Origin of the sequence: Kitasatospora sp. NPDC098663 (genome assembly GCF_044760075.1) — a bacterium.
Classification (GTDB): Bacteria; Actinomycetota; Actinomycetes; order Streptomycetales; family Streptomycetaceae; genus Kitasatospora.
The window spans coordinates 93,233-108,236 of record NZ_JBIWAP010000005.1; the positions used below are offsets into that span (position 1 = coordinate 93,233).

Below are 15,004 nucleotides of genomic sequence, written 5' to 3' on the forward strand. Positions count from 1 at the left end.
TGCCGCCCCGGCGCCGGGTGCTGGACTTCAGGAGAGGACCGCGGGCTTGAGGGTCCGGGCGCACCACTGCTCGAAGCCGGTGGCGGAGGCGGTGTCCGGGGTGCGGACGACGCCGGCGTCGAGGCCCTCGTCCTTGGCCCGCTTCATGTCGACCACGCCCCGGGCGAACGCCTCGTCGAGGCCGTAGCCGACGAGGGTGGTGTACAGCTCGTCGAACGACTGGCGTTCGTAGCGGACGGGGCGGCCGAGCTGCTCGGTCATGATGCGGGCCAGGTCGTTCGGGGACAGGTCCCGCGGCCCCAGGACCGGGACGCTGCCGGTGCCGGTCCACGAGCGGTCCAGCAACAGGCCGGCCGCGGCCGCCGCGATGTCGGCGACGGCCACGAACGGGGCCCTGCGGTCGGCGTCGACGGAGTCGGTGAAGACGCCCTTCTCACGGATCGAGTCGGCTTCCTCCAGGAGGTTCTCGAAGAAGGACGGGTTGGCCAGGGCCCGGTAGGCGACGCCGGTGCCGGCGATGAGGTCGTCCATGGCGAGGGAGGCGGTGACGAGGCCGGCCCGGTCGGCGAGCGGGGTGCCGCGGCCGAGCGCGGAGACACCGACGACGTGGCCGACGCCGTGGGCGACGAGCGCCTCGGTGGCGGGGCGGGTGAAACCGCTGTAGGCGTCGTACGGGGTCAGGGAGGCGTCCGGGGGGACGAGCCAGAAGACCGCGTCCGCGCCCTCGAAGGCCCGGTCGAGGACCACGGCGTCCGCGTGCGAGCCGGTGACCACCTCGACGCGTCCGCGCGCCGCGTCCGGAAGCCGGGCGGGATCGCGCACGATCACGCGCAGTTCCTCGCCCGCGGCGGGGGCGGACTCCAGGAGCCGGGAGAGCAGGTGGCGGCCGATGTTCCCGGTGGGACCAGTGATGACGATCATGAAAACCTCGTAGCTGGTGCTGATTTCGGTATGCCCTCATCCTGCTGAGGCCCACCGTGCTGCCACAATGGGAACTTCAGCACGGAATCATTGACTGAAATGGAATGATGCTGGTGAGCAGCCCGGATCCGGTCATCGACGCCAATCTCGCCATCGCTCTGGATGCCTTGCTGGCCGAGCACAGCGTGACCCGCGCCGCCGCACGACTGCACACCTCGCCCGCCGCCATGAGCCGCACCCTGGCCCGGCTGCGCCGCATCCTCCAGGACCCCCTCCTGGTCCGGGCCGGACAGACCATGGTTCCCACCCCGCGCGCCCAGGCCCTGCGCGAGGAAGCCGCCGCAGTGGTGCGCAGCCTCGGCGCGCTGCTCGGTCCCGGCACGAGCGTCGACCCCGCCGGCCTCCGCAACACCTTCACCCTCCAGGCCGCCGACCTGGTCGGCGCGGCCTTGGCGCCCGGGCTGCTGCGACTGGCCCGGCGGGAGGCGCCGGGGGTCTCGTTCCGGATCCGGGCCGAGGAACTGGAGGCCGGGCCCGCCCTGCGCGACGGCCGGATCGACCTGGAGGTCGGGTCCATCGACCACGTGGACCCCGAAACCCAGGTCGAGGAACTGGTCAGCCTCCGCATGGTCGCGGCCGTCCGGCCCGGCCATCCGCTCACCGAAGGACCGCTGACCTTGGCCCGGCTCGCTGCCGCCCACCACGCCGCGGTCAGCCGCCGTGGCCGGTTCACCGGCCCCCTCGACGCCGCCCTGGCCGAGCAGGACCTCCACCGGCGGGTCAGCATCGTCCTCCCCAGCCACCTGGCCGCGATGACCCTCGCCACCCGCAGCGACCTCGTCTGCCTCGTACCCGCCGCGCTCCCCGGCGCCGCCCCCTCGCCCCTCACCCACGACGCCGGCGCCCTCGGACTGCACCTCCTCGACATCCCCCTGGCCCTGCCGCCCCTGACCATCGGCATGGCCTGGCACCCCCGGCACACGGCCGACGGGGCCCACCGCTGGCTCCGCGACACCGTCCGCCGGGTTCTCCGCACGCCGGCGGCAGCTTCTGGGCCCACCGCGGCGGACGCGATCGGCCCCGCCTAGGACGACGCCGCCCCGGCCCGCTGGCTTCAGACCCGCTGGCTTCAGAGGTGGACGGGCAGGTGGCGGGGTCCGCGGAGCATGGCGTTCTGCCGGTAGGGGGGCGGATCCTGGACCAGGCGTGCCGCGCCGAGGCGGGGGATCAGCGCACCGAGCGCGGCCTCGGCTTCGATGCGGGCGAGTGGTGCGCCGTAGCACAGGTGGATGCCGCTGCCGAAGCCGAGGTGCTGGTTGTCCGGGCGGGTGGGGTCGAACCGGTCCGGCGCGTGGAACCGCTTGGGGTCGCGGTTGCCCGAGGCCAGCGCGAGCACGACGGTGGCGCCTTGGGGGATGGTGGTGCCGCCGACGTCGATGTCGGCGAGGGGGATGCGCTCGCGCATGTGGACCGGGGGTTCGTAGCGCAGCAGTTCCTCCACCGCTCGCGGCATCAGGTCCGGTTCGCGACGCAGCCGGTCCAGCTGCTCGGGCTGGCGCAGCAGGGTGAGCACCCCGTTGGTGATCAGGTTCACCGTGGTCTCGTGTCCGGCGATGAGCAGCAGCACGGCGGTTTCCGCGAGTTCTTCCTGGGTGAGCCGCAGGGCCGGGTCCGGTTCGTTGACGAAGGCGGAGAGCATGTCGTCGCTCGGGTTGCCGCGGCGCTTCTCGGCGAGGCCCGCCAGGTACCGGCCCATCTCGCCCCGCGCCTGTTCGCCCGCTTGGTCGCCCGCCTCGTCCCGCTCGGAGGAGTCCTCTTCGGGCCGGACGTCGGCGGACGCGACGATCGCGTCGGACCACGCCCGGAAGAGCGGCTCGTCCTCACGCGGCACGCCGAGCAGGCGGCAGATCACCGTGACGGGCAGCGGGTAGGCGAGGTCGTCGACGATGTCGATCCGGCCGCCCGCCTGGAACGGCTCCATCAGTTCCCCGGTGAGCCGGACGATCTCGCCGCGCATGGCATCGACCCGGCACGGGCTGTGCGGGGGGCCGAACGGCCGCATGGCCAAGGTGCGCAGTCTGTGGTGCTCCGGGTCGTCGAGCCGCAGGAACGGCGGCTTGTGCGTCGTCTCGCCACAGGTGCGGGGGTCGACGCTCATCCGTGGATCGTGGAGCAGGGCGGCGACCTCGTGGTAGGTGCCGATCAGGTAGCTGCCGTCTGCCTGCCGCACGACGGGACCGGCCTCGCGGAGTTCCGCGTACAGCGGGTAGGGGTTGGGGCGGTTCGCGTAGTCGGTGATCCGTGCCAGCAAGGTGTCGGAGTCCATGGTGGCTCCTCGTCGTTGGGCGGGACGTGGGTCAGCCGGTGGGCCGCACCACGGTCAGTCGACGGTCGGGCAGGTATCCGGTGAGCGCCACGGTGGGACCGTGGGACAGCCCCTTCGGATCCGGCACGTCGGACGGAATCGGGATGTCCGCCGCGAGCGCGCGGTCCGCCGCGCCGGGCGGGGGCGGGAACGGCGCGGCCGTCTCGATCAGATGCCGGTAGTAGTCGAGCGACTTGGCCATGTCGACGGTGACCGCCGCGGTGACCCGCCCCTGGTAGCCGTAGACCATCGCCAGACGGCGCGCCTCCAGGGAACCCTGGGCGATGACCACGTGGTCGGAGAACGTGGGCACGCCCACCGACTTGATGTTGAGCCCGAACTGGGTCGACCAGAACGTCGGGAGGGCGAGGTGCGGGCGCCGCAGGGGACCTGGACTGACCATGTTGTGGGCCGCCACCCCGGCCTGTTCGACCGCGTTCCCCCAGTGTTCGAGGGAGAGCATCTGGTAACCGAACAGCGGGTGGGGGAAGCGGGAGACGTCGCCGGCGACGAAGACGTCGTCCGTGACGATTCCGTACATGGTGAAGGCGCGGCACCCGGCGTCGCAGGCGATTCCGCGCGGGCCCGCCGCCAGGCCGGAATCCGCCAACCACTCGACGTTGCGGACCGCCCCCAACGCCACGACGCACACGTCCGCCTCGACGCGGCTGCCGTCGGACAGCTCCGCGCCGGTGAAGCGGCCGCCGCCGTCCCCGCGCAGGGCGGTGACCGTCACGCCGGTGCGCAGGTCCACACCGTGGTTGCGCTGCATGGCGGCCGCGAGTTTCGCCAGGGTGCCGCCGAGCGCGCCCACCAGAGGTGCGGGACCGCGTTCGGCGACGGTGACGTCCAGTCCGCGTTCCCGGCAGGCCGAGGCGATCTCCGAACCGGTGAAGCCGCCGCCGATCACCAGCACCCGCCGTGGCCCGGCGGCCAACCGCTCGGCCAAGCCGCCGGCGTCCTCGCGGGTACGCAGGGTGAACACCCCGTCCAGGGCGGCCTCCTGCGGATGGGGCCAGGGACGCGCCCGGGTCCCGGTGGCGATCAGCAACCGGTCGTACGGCAGCGACTCGCCATCGGCCAGCAGCACCCGCTTCCCCAGGGGGTCCAGGCCGGTGGCGCGTACGCCCAGCCGCCACTCGGCGTCCGGATCCCGGCGCATCGGCAGCCCGGTGGAGTCCGCCGCAGCGTGGCCCAGCAGCACCTGCTTGGACAGCGGCGGCCGGTCGTAGGGCGGATGGGGCTCGTCGCCGACCACGGTCAGTGAGCCGGTGAAGCCCTCCTCCCGCAGCGCCTCCGCGGCCCGCAACCCGGCCAGCGACGCGCCGACGACGACGATCCGGCCCGCTTCCTGGTCACCGGCCATCAGCGCTCACCTCCTCACCGAGGAGGATGGCCTGGACCGGGCACGCCGCCGCGGCCTGGCGCACGCGCTCGACCTGGTCGTCGGGGACAGCCGGGGCGTACAGCAGTCCTTCCTCGCCGTGCAGCTGGAACACCCTCGGCGCGAGAAACACGCACTGTGCGTAGCCCTGGCAACGCGTGAGGTCCACAACGGTCCGCATCCCCACCACTTCCTCTGCCGCCGTACCCCCTCTCTCTTCCAGCATGGAACGAGAACCGGACGCGCGCAGCACGGGCCGAGAACCGGGCGCGGGCGCGGCAACCGCGCGGGGACGCCCCGAGGGAGAACACCACGGCGTCACCACCGGCACTCCCGCCGGCACCGTCACCGCAGCCGCTCTCGTCATCCGGCTCCGCACATGATCGCCCGGACGGCTCCGCCCAGCTCCGCCTGGTACTCCGGTGAGAGTTCTCCGTTGAGCCCCGCTCACCAGGTCACGGGCAGTGACCGCATCCCGTAGATGAACGACTCGGTACGGAACTCGCGCTCGCCGGTCAGCCGCAGCCCCGGCAGTCGGCGGAACAGCGTCTCCAGGGCGATCTGGAGTTCGGCGCGGGCCAGCGGCTGGCCCAGGCACTGGTGCACGCCGAAGCCGAACGCCAGGTGCCGCCGGGCGTCCCGGAGCAGGTCCAGCTCGTCCGTCGCCCGATGGCCGGCGCCGCCGAAGACCGCCTCGTCCCGGTTGGCGGTGGAGAGCATCGCGATCACGCCCTCCCCTGCCCGGACGGTGACGCCGCCCAGCTCCACGTCCTCCAGCGCCACCCGGGGCAGGCCGGTGTGCACGATGGTCAGCAGCCGCAACAGCTCCTCCACCGCGCCCGGCAGGGTGGCCGGGTCGGCCAGGCCGGGGATCTGCTCGGGGTGCTCCAGCAGCAGCGCGGTCGACAGCGCGATCATGTTCGCGGTCGTCTCGTGCCCGGCGATCAGCAGCAGCACGCCCGTGCCGGCCACGTCGTCCGGGGTCAGGTCGTCCCGCGCCGCGAGTCGGCTGAGGACGTCGTCCTCCGGCTGTGCGCGCTTGCGGGCCGTCAGGTCGCGCAGGTAGTCCAGGACCTCCTCCTGGGCCTCCCGGAGCTGCTCCACGGTGCTCTCCTGGCTGAGCATCGTGCGGCTCAGGCTCTGGAAGCGGTCGTGGTCCTCGTACGGCACGCCGAGCAGCAGGCAGATCACCAGCGAGGGCACCGGCAGCGCGAAGTCCGTGACCAGGTCGGCCGTGGTCCGGCCCTCGGTCATCCGGTCCAGTGCCCCGTCCACGATCCGCTGGATCTCCGGGCGCAGCGCCTCCACCCGCTTGACCAGGAATTCCCCGGTGATCACGCGGCGCTGGCGGGCGTGCTCGGGGTCGTCGAGCCGCAGGAAGTCCGGATTGTCGGTGATCAGCTCGCGAGCGCCGGCGACCAGCAGCGGGAAGGCCGGGTGGCGTATGTCGGCACTGAACCGGCGGTCGGACAGCACGGTGCGGACCTCGGCGAAGCCGGTGACCAGCCAGCAGAGGTCGCCGTCGGGCAGCTCGGCCCTGGTCACCGGCCCGGTGGCGGCGGCCTCGGCGTACGCGGGCGGCGGGCCGAACGGGCAGCCGCCGGAGTGCCGGGCCGGCAGCGGGAGGACGGGGGTGGTGGGTGCGGTGGTCAAGGCGGGGGTCTCCTCACGTCGCGGGTGTACTCGTGGGGTTCGGGGCCCGGGAAGGTTCCCGGCGCGGCCTGCGGGGCCGGCGGCGGGGGTCCGTCAGGCCCCGGTCCGCGCGGGCTCGTCCCCGGTGACGGTGATCGCCCGGCCCGGGCAGAGCTCGGAGGCGAGTCTGACGTCGTCGAACTGCTCGGGCAGCACGACGGTCTGACGGAGCCTCACGAGACTGTCCCGGTCGTCCTGGTCGAAGACCGCGGGGGCGTTCATCACGCACAAGCCGGAGCTGCAGCAACGGTCCCGGTCGACGCTCACCTGCATGTCTGGCACCTTTCGCCAGGGCGGCGCCGGCTGCCCGGCGGCCGCCGCTCGTTGTCACGGTCAACCTAGCCGTCGCCGGTCCGTTCACGGAGGGGTACGGTGGCCGGATCGAGAATGGCTGATTCGGCCCCTGTGCGTGAACTCCCCTTGCGGCGCAATGCGTTTCAACCCGCGGTACTTCGCCGGGCGGGTCGGCGGACCCGGGCACGCGGACGGCCTCGCAAGCCTTCTGCGGTGGCCAACTCCCGTACGGAGGCCACCGTGTCGGCCTCGGCGGCGCTCCTGTCCGGCCGGTAGCGCACCACCCGGGCGAACCGCAGGGCCGGCCCGGCGGGGTGGTGGGGGCTGCGCCGGAGGCCGTCGAAGGCGACCTCGACGACCAGTTCCGGCCGGACCGGCACCGCCCGGGCGTCCCGCCCGGTCTCCCGGGCGAGCAACTCGGCGGTCTGCCAGGCGAGCGTCCGGTCGGTCAGCCGGAACGGCCCCGCCCTACCGGCGGTGGCGGCCGGTAAGCGGTCGGCGCGGTCGGCGCGGTCGGCGCGGTCGACGCCGCTGACGTGACGCGCAGGGCGCGGGCGCGGTTGCCTACGCCATGATCACGGTCACGTGAATCTTGTCGAAACAAGATCATTATTTGATGATCCTTTGGCGTCATTTGACCCCATCTTTGATCTTGCCGCCCACTCCTATGCTCCGAGAGCGCCGTCGAGCGACGGTGTCTCAAGGAGTCGATATGAACAGACGGATAACCACACGACGCAGACCCGGCAGGCCTGTTGGCATGCGGACGCTGAGCGGGTCGCTGGCCCTGGCCGTGGCGGTGTCGCTGCTGGCCGGGTCCGAGACGGCCCTCGCCGCGTCGCCGAGCGCGGCGGCGAAGGCGGGCAAGGGAGCCGGGCAGTGGGCCACGTCCGCCGCCGACGTGCCGTCGGCGAGGGTCGCGGCGCGGCTGTCCGGGCAGCGGGTGGAGGCGCTCTCCGAGCGTACGGAGACGTCGACGACGTGGGTGAACAAGGACGGTTCGCTCACCACCGAGCTGTTCGCGGGCCCGGTCCGTTTCCAGCGTGACGGCCAGTGGGTGGACGTCGACCTCGGCCTCCAGGCCGGCGCGGACGGGTCGGTGGCGCCGAAGGCCCACCCGAACGCGCTGCGGCTCGCCGGTGCCGGCGGCACCCGCGCGAAGTCGCTGCTCCACGCGCAGGCGGCGGCCCCGGACGACGCCCGCACCCTGGTGACCCTCGGACAGGGCGACCAGCAGGTCGAGCTCCAGTGGCGGGGCGGCCTGCCCAAGCCCGCCCTGGACGGCACGAAGGCCACCTACCGGGACGCGATCGCGGACGGCGCGGCCGACCTGGTCGTGGAGGCCACCCGGACCGGCTTCGAGCAGTACACGGTGCTCAAGCAGCGCCCGAGCGCCGCCGGGTTCTCGTACACGATGCCGCTGAAGGCCGACGGCCTGAAGGCCGAGGTCCAGCCGGACGGCGGCGTGCTGTTCACCGACAAGCGCACCGGCGAGCGGCGGGCCGTGCTCCCGGCGCCGGTGATGTGGGACGCGACGGCCACCGCCGAGGGCTCCGGCGAGCACGCCCGGCAGGCGAAGGTCGGCCTGAAGGTCGTTCAGCGCGGCGACGGCATCGACCTGGTGTTCACGCCGGACGCCGCGTTCCTCGCGGACCCGAGGACGCAGTACCCGGTGACGGTCGACCCCTCCACCACGGCCCTCGGCAACGCCTTCGACACCCGGGTGCAGCAGGGCGAGACGGTCGACTGGTCGGCCGACACCGAGATCTACTGGGGCAACTCCGGCACCAAGAACGCGGACGGCTCCTCCCGCCAGGCCCGGTCGTTCATCAACTGGAACACCGCGCCGATCGCGGACGCGCTGATCACCAACGCCAGCCTGTCGCTGTACAACTTCCACTCCGGCAACAGCGACTGCCAGCCCTACGCGTGGGACATCTGGGACACCGGCCTCGCCTCGACCGCCTCGCGCTGGACGGCGCAGCCCTCCTGGAACGCCAAGAAGGCCACCGGCACCGAGACCAAGGGCCGGGACGCCTGCGGCGGCGACGGCTGGATCACCGCGGACGTCACCAACCTGGTGCAGACCTGGACGTCGGCGAAGAACACCACCTCGGGCATGGGGCTGCGCGCCCCGGACGAAACCAACACCAAGTACTGGAAGGAGGTGAACTCCGCCAACGCCGCGACCAACGTCCCGAAGCTGACGGTGACGTACAACTACCGCCCCCGGACCGGGACGGACCAGCAGGCCGGCTCCCCGTTCTACAAGGACACCGCCGGCACCTGGTGGGTCAACTCCACCACCCCGACGCTGCGCGACACCTTCGTCGACCCGAACAACGACAAGGTCGACGGCACCTTCCAGATCTTCGACACCGCCACCGACACCCAGGTGGGCAACGTCCTCGTCTCCCCGTACGTGCCGAGCGGGGCCCCGGCCTCCGTCAAGGTCCCGGCCGGTGTGCTGACCAACGGCAAAACGTACAAGTTCCGCACCTCCCCGTACGACGGGCTGCACTACAACAACAACTGGTCGGCGTGGGCCACCTTCACGGTCGACACCTCCGCCCCCTCGGCGCCCGCCGCGCTCTCCTCCACCGACTACCCGTCGGGCCAGTGGGTCAAGGGCCCCGGCCAGGCCGGTTCCTTCACCGCGACCCCGCCGGCCGGTGACCAGAACGCGCTGGAGTGGACGCTCGACGGCGCGACCTGGACGAAGGTCGCGACGAACGGCTCCGCCGCGCCGGTGACCTTCACCGTGACCCCGGCCAAGGCCGGCACCAACACCCTCCAGGTGCGGGCGGTGGACCGGGCGGAGAACAAGTCCGAGGCCCGTACCCACACCTTCCAGGTCGGCGCGGGCGGTGTCACCTCCCCGAACGACGGCACCCGCACGGCGGCGCGCCTGCCGCTCACCGCCGAGGCCGACGCCGCCCGGTACGACCAGGTGGCCTTCTCCTGGCGGCGCTCCGACGCCGACGCCTGGACGCGGATCCCCGCCGGCGACATCACCAACGGCGGTGCCGCGCCGGCGGCCTGGCCCGTGCCCCTCACCGCCGGGAAGAGCCCGGCACTCACCTGGAACGCCACCTCCACGGTGAGCCCGGACGGCAGCGTCCAGCTCCGCGCGGACTTCACCGGCCCGGGCGCCGCCGCCGTCTCCTCGGAGCCGGTGCGGGTCGTCGTCGACCGCAAGGCCGACGGCGCGGCGACGGAGAACGTCGGCCCCGGTGCGCTGAACCTGCTCACCGGCGACCTCAGGGTCCCGGCCACCGACGTGTCGCTGTTCGGCATGACGGTCGGCCGCACGCACTCCTCGCGTGACCCGCGGGCCGCCGCCGGCCAGGACGGCCAGGCGGCGGTCTTCGGCCCCAACTGGGTGTCCAGCGTGTCGTCGAGCCTGTCCGCCTCGGAGTACACGGAGATCCGCAGGACCTCCGGCACCTCGCTCAGCGTGATGTCCGCCGACGGCTCCGCCGTCTCCTTCACCTCGAACGCGGCCGGCAACGGCTGGACGCCCGAGCCGGGCAGCGAGGACCTCACCCTGAGCGGCTCCTTCGGCGCCGACTTCACGCTCTCCGGCACCGAGGGCACCGTCACCACCTTCGCCAAGGCCGATCCGGCCGCCGCCACCTGGACGGTGACCTCCACGCTCCAGGGCGGGCTGGCCAACACCACCACCAGCGTGGTGTCGGAGACGACCGTGGTCGGCGGCAGGACCCTGGCCCGGCCGAAGCTCGTCATCGCGCCGACCTCCGCGGCCACCCCGGCGGTGTGCGCGGCAAACGTCGCCGCCAAGGGCTGCCGCGTCCTCCAGTTCGTCTACGCCACCGCGACCACCGCCACCGGCGTCACCGCCGACACCGAGTTCGGTGACGTCGCCGGGCAGGTCAGCGCGATCCGGCTCTGGAGCACCGCGCCCGGGGCCGCCGCGGCCACCGCCACCGACGTCGCCGTCTACCGCTACGACTCGGCCGGGCGGCTGCGCCAGACCTGGGACCCGCGGCTCGGCCAGAGCAGCCAGAACCAGTACACCTACTACACCCAGGGCGCCGACGACGGCCTGCTCTCCTCCGTCCAGCTCAGCGGCACCCGCGCCACCTCGCTGGCGTACGGCACCGTCGGCGCCAACCCGGCCGCGGGCCCGGGCATGCTGACGAAGACCTGGCACGACACCCTCGCCCCCGGCACCACGGGCACGGTGAACGGCACCGCCACCACCACGGTCGTCTACGGCGTCCCGCTCTCCGGCGCGAAGGCGCCGGAGGACCTCTCCGCGCCGGCCGCCTCCGCGTGGGGCCAGAGCGACCTGCCGACCGACGCCACCGCGGTGTTCCCGCCGGACCAGGCCCCCGCCTCCAACAACGGCACCGACCTCGGCGCCGGCGACTACACCCGGGCGAGCGTCACCTACCTGAACGCCTCCGGCCGCCAGGTCAACCAGGCCACCCCGGGCCACCACGTCACCACCACCGAGTACGACAACCAGGGCCACCAGGTCCGCAGCCTGACCGCGGGCAACCGCGAGCTCGCCCTCGGGGCCACCACCGCGGCCAAGGCCCAACTGGCCGACCTCGGCATCGACACCCTGCCCTCCGCCGAACGCGCCCGGCTCCTGTCGAGCAGCAGCGCCTACAGCGCGGACGGCCAGCAGGAGACCGACGTCTACGACCCGCTCCACCGCATCACCCTCGCCACCGACGCCACCTCCGGTGCGACCGTCCTGGCGAAGGCCGGCACCCAACTGCCCGCCCGCCAGCACACCGTGAAGACCTACGACGAGGGCCGGCCGACCGACGGCACCGCCAAGATCAAGAACCAGATCACCCTCACCTCCACCGGCGCCCGGCTCCGCGCCTGGCCCGACCTGCTCGTCGACGCCCGCCAGGACCGCACCGCCTACAACTGGGCGCTCGGCGTGCCCACCGCCCAGATCAAGGACAGCGGCGGCCTCGCCCTGACCACCACCACCGGCTACGACGGCCAGGGCCGGGTCGTCTCGACCCAGCAGCCGGCCTCCACCGGCTCCGACGCGGCGGCCGGCTGGACCACCTACTACACCGCCGGCGGCACCGGCACCTGCGGCAACCGCCCCGAGTGGGCCGACCTCGTCTGCCAGACCGGGCCCGCCGCGGCCATCACCGGCGGCGGCGCCAACCCCGCACAACTGCCCACCAGAACAACCCAGTACGGGCAGTTCGGCCAGGTCGCCCGCACCACCGAGACGGCCAACGGCGTCACCCGCACCACCGTGACCGACACCGACGCCGCAGGGCGCCCCACCACCGTCACCGTCACCGACGGCCTCGGCACCCCGGCCCCCGCCGCCACCACCACGTACCACCCGGGCACCGGCGCCGTCACCCGCCAGACGTCCGCCACCGGCGGCACCATCACCAAGGGCTACGACGAACTCGGCCGCCTGATCTCCTACACCGACGCCGACGGCGCCGTCACCACCACGGAGTACGACGCCCTCAACCGCCCCACCAAGGTCACCGACACCTCCCCCTCCACCACCACCTACACCTACGACACCGCCGTCGACCAGCGCGGCCTGGCGACCTCGGTGACGGACTCCGTCGCCGGCACCCTCACCGCCCGCTACGACGCCGACGGCGCGCCGCTCACCCAGGGCCTGCCCGGCGGCTACACCCGGACCGACGACAAGGACCCGGCCGGCACCACCACCAGCCGCACCTACACCCGCGACAGCGACGGCCTCGTGCTGGTCTCCGACGGCATCACCGAGACCATCCACGGCCAGCGGGCCACCCACACCGGCACCCCCGGCGTCACCGCGGCCCAGACCTACGCCTACGACCGGGCCGGCCGGCTCCTCCAGGTCCAGGACACCTCGACCGACGCCGTCTGCACCACCCGCACCTACACCTTCGACCGCGACACCAACCGCACCGCGCTGGCCACCGCCGACGCCGCCCGCGGCCAGACCTGCACCACCACCGGGGGCACCACCCAGACCGGCAGCTACGACACCGCCGACCGCCTGGTGAGCCCCGGCCACACCTACGACGCGTTCGGTCGCACCACCGCACTGCCCGGCAGCACCCTCGCGTACTACAACACCGACCTGGTGCAGCAGCAGACCAGCGGCACCAACCGGCAGAGCTGGACCCTCGACTCGGCCCAGCGCTTCCGCGCCTGGACCACCGAGACCAACACCGCCGGCACCTGGGCCCAGACCGGTCTGCGGACCAACCACTACGGCTCCGACACCGACAGCCCCCGCTGGATCACCGAGGACACCGCGGGCACCCTGACCCGCAACGTCACCGGCCCCGCCGGCACCCTCGCCGCCACCACCGCGAAGACCGGCGGCACCGTCCTGCAACTCGCCAACCTGCACGGCGACATCACCCTGCGGCTGCCGCTGGACACCGCCGTCGCGCCCACCGTCCTCGACTACGACGAGTACGGCCAGCCGCGCACCGGCCAGCCCGGCACCCGCTACGCCTGGCTCGGCGACAAGCAGCGCTCCGACGAGACCCCGAGCGCCCTCACCCTCATGGGAGCGCGCCTCTACAACCCGGCCACCGGCCGCTTCCTCTCCCCCGACCCGGTCCAGGGAGCGAGCGCCAACGCCTACGACTACTGCAACGCCGACCCGGTCAACTGCACCGACCTCAACGGCCGGATGCCCGGCTGGCTGAAGGCCGCGCTCAAGGCCGCCGTCGCCCGCGCCGTCCAACTGTCCGTCACCGCGGCCGTGGCCGCCTGGATCCCCTTCCTGGCACCCTGGGCGCTCCACATCGGCAACTGCGCCGGCGGCGCCTGCGCCGGTGTACTGTTCGGGAGCGGCGGCTGGAAGCAGCGCATCGTCTGGGCCGTCGCCGGCTGCCTCGCGGGCTTCGTCTTCGACCGCGGCGTCTCCCAGCGGATCGTCGACAAGGTGATCGGCGTGGTCAGGAGGTTCGTGTGACATCCACGGAGTCGGCGGAGTCGGCGGAGGAACCGGCAGCGCGCCGGGCGAGCCCGCTGCGCCTCGCCGCGACCAACGGGGCCTGGCTCGCCCCGTCCTTCCTCGCCGCCTACCTGCTCGCCGACCGGCTCACCGCCGACGCCACCACCCGCACCTGGTGCACCCTGCTCCTCGCACCGGTGATCGGCCTGGCCCTGCGCGCCACGGCCACCCTCGTGGCCCGCCGTCGGCGGGCGCGGACCAGCCGCCGCTAGGCGAACGCACATCCTGCAACAGGCCGACCCGCCGGTGCCACCGGCGGGTCGGCCTGTTCCGTGCCTGTTCCGTGCCTGTTCCACAGCCGCATCCGACCGGATTCACTCCGCCCTGCCGCCGACCGGGAAATGCTCACCGGACGGTCAGCCGACCACAGACCGTGTACGACGCGCGGCGCGGGCAGGGCCCTCCACCACGGTGAACCAGACCAGGACCGCGCACAGGAAGGCCGCGGCCGCGAAGAGCAGCGGTCCCTGGACGGAGTCGTCCCGCGCGCCGGCGGCGAGCGCGGCGGCCGCCGACAGGACGAGGGCGGCGGCCGGCAGAGCGCGAGGAGTGCGCGCGACGCCCGGTGCGGCGGAGGACGGCAGCAGCCGGAGCGCGAGACCGTAGCAGGCGCAGCCCAGCAGCGCGGCCCCCAGCACGTCGCTGGGCCGGTGGTGGTAGAGCGCCTGCACGGCAGCGGCGGTGACGGTGAGCCACAGCATGCCGACCGCGGTGACGTAGGGGCGCAGGCGAGGGGAGGCGACCAGGGCGGCGCCGAGGACCAGTCCGATGGGGACGGCCGCGTGCCCGCTGGGGAAGCTCACCTCGGTGAGCATGGCGGGCGCGTTCACCAGGTCGGGGCGGGGCAGGACCATCTTGCTGCACACCTCGGTGCCGCCGAACGTGCCCAGGACGACCCCGATCGCCGCGACGCCCTGCCACCAGCACCGCCGCACCAGGGCGACGACCACGATCACGGCCGTTCCCACGACCAGGGTGGGCAGGGCGGTGAACTCCAGCGGCGGCATGGCCGCCGAGTCGAAGGCCGACCCCGACCAGCCCCAGATCCACGCCGGTTCGCCGCCGTGCCCGTTCATCAGGGAGTTCTCCCCCCGCTGCCCGAACGGGGTCCAGACGGCGAGCAGGTAGACCGCCACGAACCCCAGAGCGCACAGCAGAGCCGGCAGCCACGGCCGTATCGACCGCGCGGGGCCCCCTCCGGCCGGGGTCCCCGGAGCCCGGCCGGGAGCGTCCGGCCCGGGAGCGTCCGGCCCGGGAGCGTCCGGCCCGGGTGCGGGCAGGGCCGGGTGATCGTGCTGAGTCATCACTGTCTTTCCGCTCGCGACTCGGGGAGCCGCGAGCCCTGGTCGTAGACGACTTGGTT

General features: G+C 73.3%; 11 protein-coding genes. 3 read left to right on the plus strand and 8 right to left on the minus strand.

What is annotated here, in order from left to right:
* Positions 1-27: 27 nt before the first annotated feature.
* Positions 28-921, minus strand: coding sequence for an NAD(P)H-binding protein (locus tag ACIQVZ_RS07215; RefSeq protein ID WP_402447839.1), 894 nt, complete (start codon positions 919-921; stop codon positions 28-30).
* 104 nt (positions 922-1,025) lie between these two features.
* Between ACIQVZ_RS07215 and ACIQVZ_RS07220 the strand changes: the two genes are divergently transcribed.
* Positions 1,026-2,009 (plus strand): LysR family transcriptional regulator, encoded by a 984-nt coding sequence (locus ACIQVZ_RS07220; protein ID WP_350875942.1) that lies wholly within the window; start codon positions 1,026-1,028, stop codon positions 2,007-2,009.
* Positions 2,010-2,050: 41 nt separating this feature from the next.
* On the opposite strand, the gene ACIQVZ_RS07225 is transcribed toward ACIQVZ_RS07220, so the two are convergent.
* From ACIQVZ_RS07225 to ACIQVZ_RS07250, 6 genes are all read right to left on the minus strand, one after another.
* The gene (locus tag ACIQVZ_RS07225; protein WP_402447842.1) at positions 2,051-3,247 is read right to left on the minus strand and encodes a cytochrome P450; all 1,197 of its coding nucleotides are present in this window, start codon (positions 3,245-3,247) and stop codon (positions 2,051-2,053) included.
* A 31-nt stretch (positions 3,248-3,278) separates the two neighbouring features.
* Positions 3,279-4,652 carry an NAD(P)/FAD-dependent oxidoreductase gene (locus tag ACIQVZ_RS07230; protein ID WP_402447844.1) on the minus strand — a complete coding sequence of 458 codons (1,374 nt, stop codon included), beginning with the start codon at positions 4,650-4,652 and terminating at the stop codon, positions 3,279-3,281.
* Positions 4,642-4,851 (minus strand): ferredoxin, encoded by a 210-nt coding sequence (locus ACIQVZ_RS07235; protein ID WP_063352161.1) that lies wholly within the window; start codon positions 4,849-4,851, stop codon positions 4,642-4,644. Before ACIQVZ_RS07235 ends, ACIQVZ_RS07230 begins: the two co-directional genes overlap by 11 nt.
* A gap of 266 nt (positions 4,852-5,117) precedes the next feature.
* The gene (locus tag ACIQVZ_RS07240) at positions 5,118-6,323 is read right to left on the minus strand and encodes a cytochrome P450 (RefSeq protein ID WP_402447846.1); all 1,206 of its coding nucleotides are present in this window, start codon (positions 6,321-6,323) and stop codon (positions 5,118-5,120) included.
* A 93-nt stretch (positions 6,324-6,416) separates the two neighbouring features.
* Complete coding sequence (locus ACIQVZ_RS07245; protein WP_350875932.1) at positions 6,417-6,635, minus strand: ferredoxin; 219 nt, start codon at positions 6,633-6,635, stop codon at positions 6,417-6,419.
* 164 nt (positions 6,636-6,799) lie between these two features.
* Positions 6,800-7,072, minus strand: a complete 273-nt coding sequence (locus ACIQVZ_RS07250) for a hypothetical protein (protein ID WP_402447848.1) — start codon at positions 7,070-7,072, stop codon at positions 6,800-6,802.
* A gap of 344 nt (positions 7,073-7,416) precedes the next feature.
* Here ACIQVZ_RS07250 and ACIQVZ_RS07255 point away from each other — a divergent pair, with 344 nt between their 5' ends.
* Both ACIQVZ_RS07255 and ACIQVZ_RS07260 read left to right on the plus strand, forming a co-directional pair.
* The gene (locus tag ACIQVZ_RS07255) at positions 7,417-13,599 is read left to right on the plus strand and encodes a DNRLRE domain-containing protein (RefSeq protein ID WP_402447850.1); all 6,183 of its coding nucleotides are present in this window, start codon (positions 7,417-7,419) and stop codon (positions 13,597-13,599) included.
* Positions 13,596-13,853: a hypothetical protein gene (locus ACIQVZ_RS07260; protein ID WP_350875928.1), complete on the plus strand. Its 258-nt coding sequence runs from the start codon at positions 13,596-13,598 to the stop codon at positions 13,851-13,853. The genes ACIQVZ_RS07255 and ACIQVZ_RS07260 overlap by 4 nt, the downstream gene beginning before the upstream one ends.
* Positions 13,854-13,997: 144 nt before the next feature.
* On the opposite strand, the gene ACIQVZ_RS07265 is transcribed toward ACIQVZ_RS07260, so the two are convergent.
* Positions 13,998-14,777, minus strand: coding sequence for a phosphatase PAP2 family protein (locus tag ACIQVZ_RS07265; protein ID WP_402447852.1), 780 nt, complete (start codon positions 14,775-14,777; stop codon positions 13,998-14,000).
* Positions 14,778-15,004 lie beyond the last annotated feature (227 nt).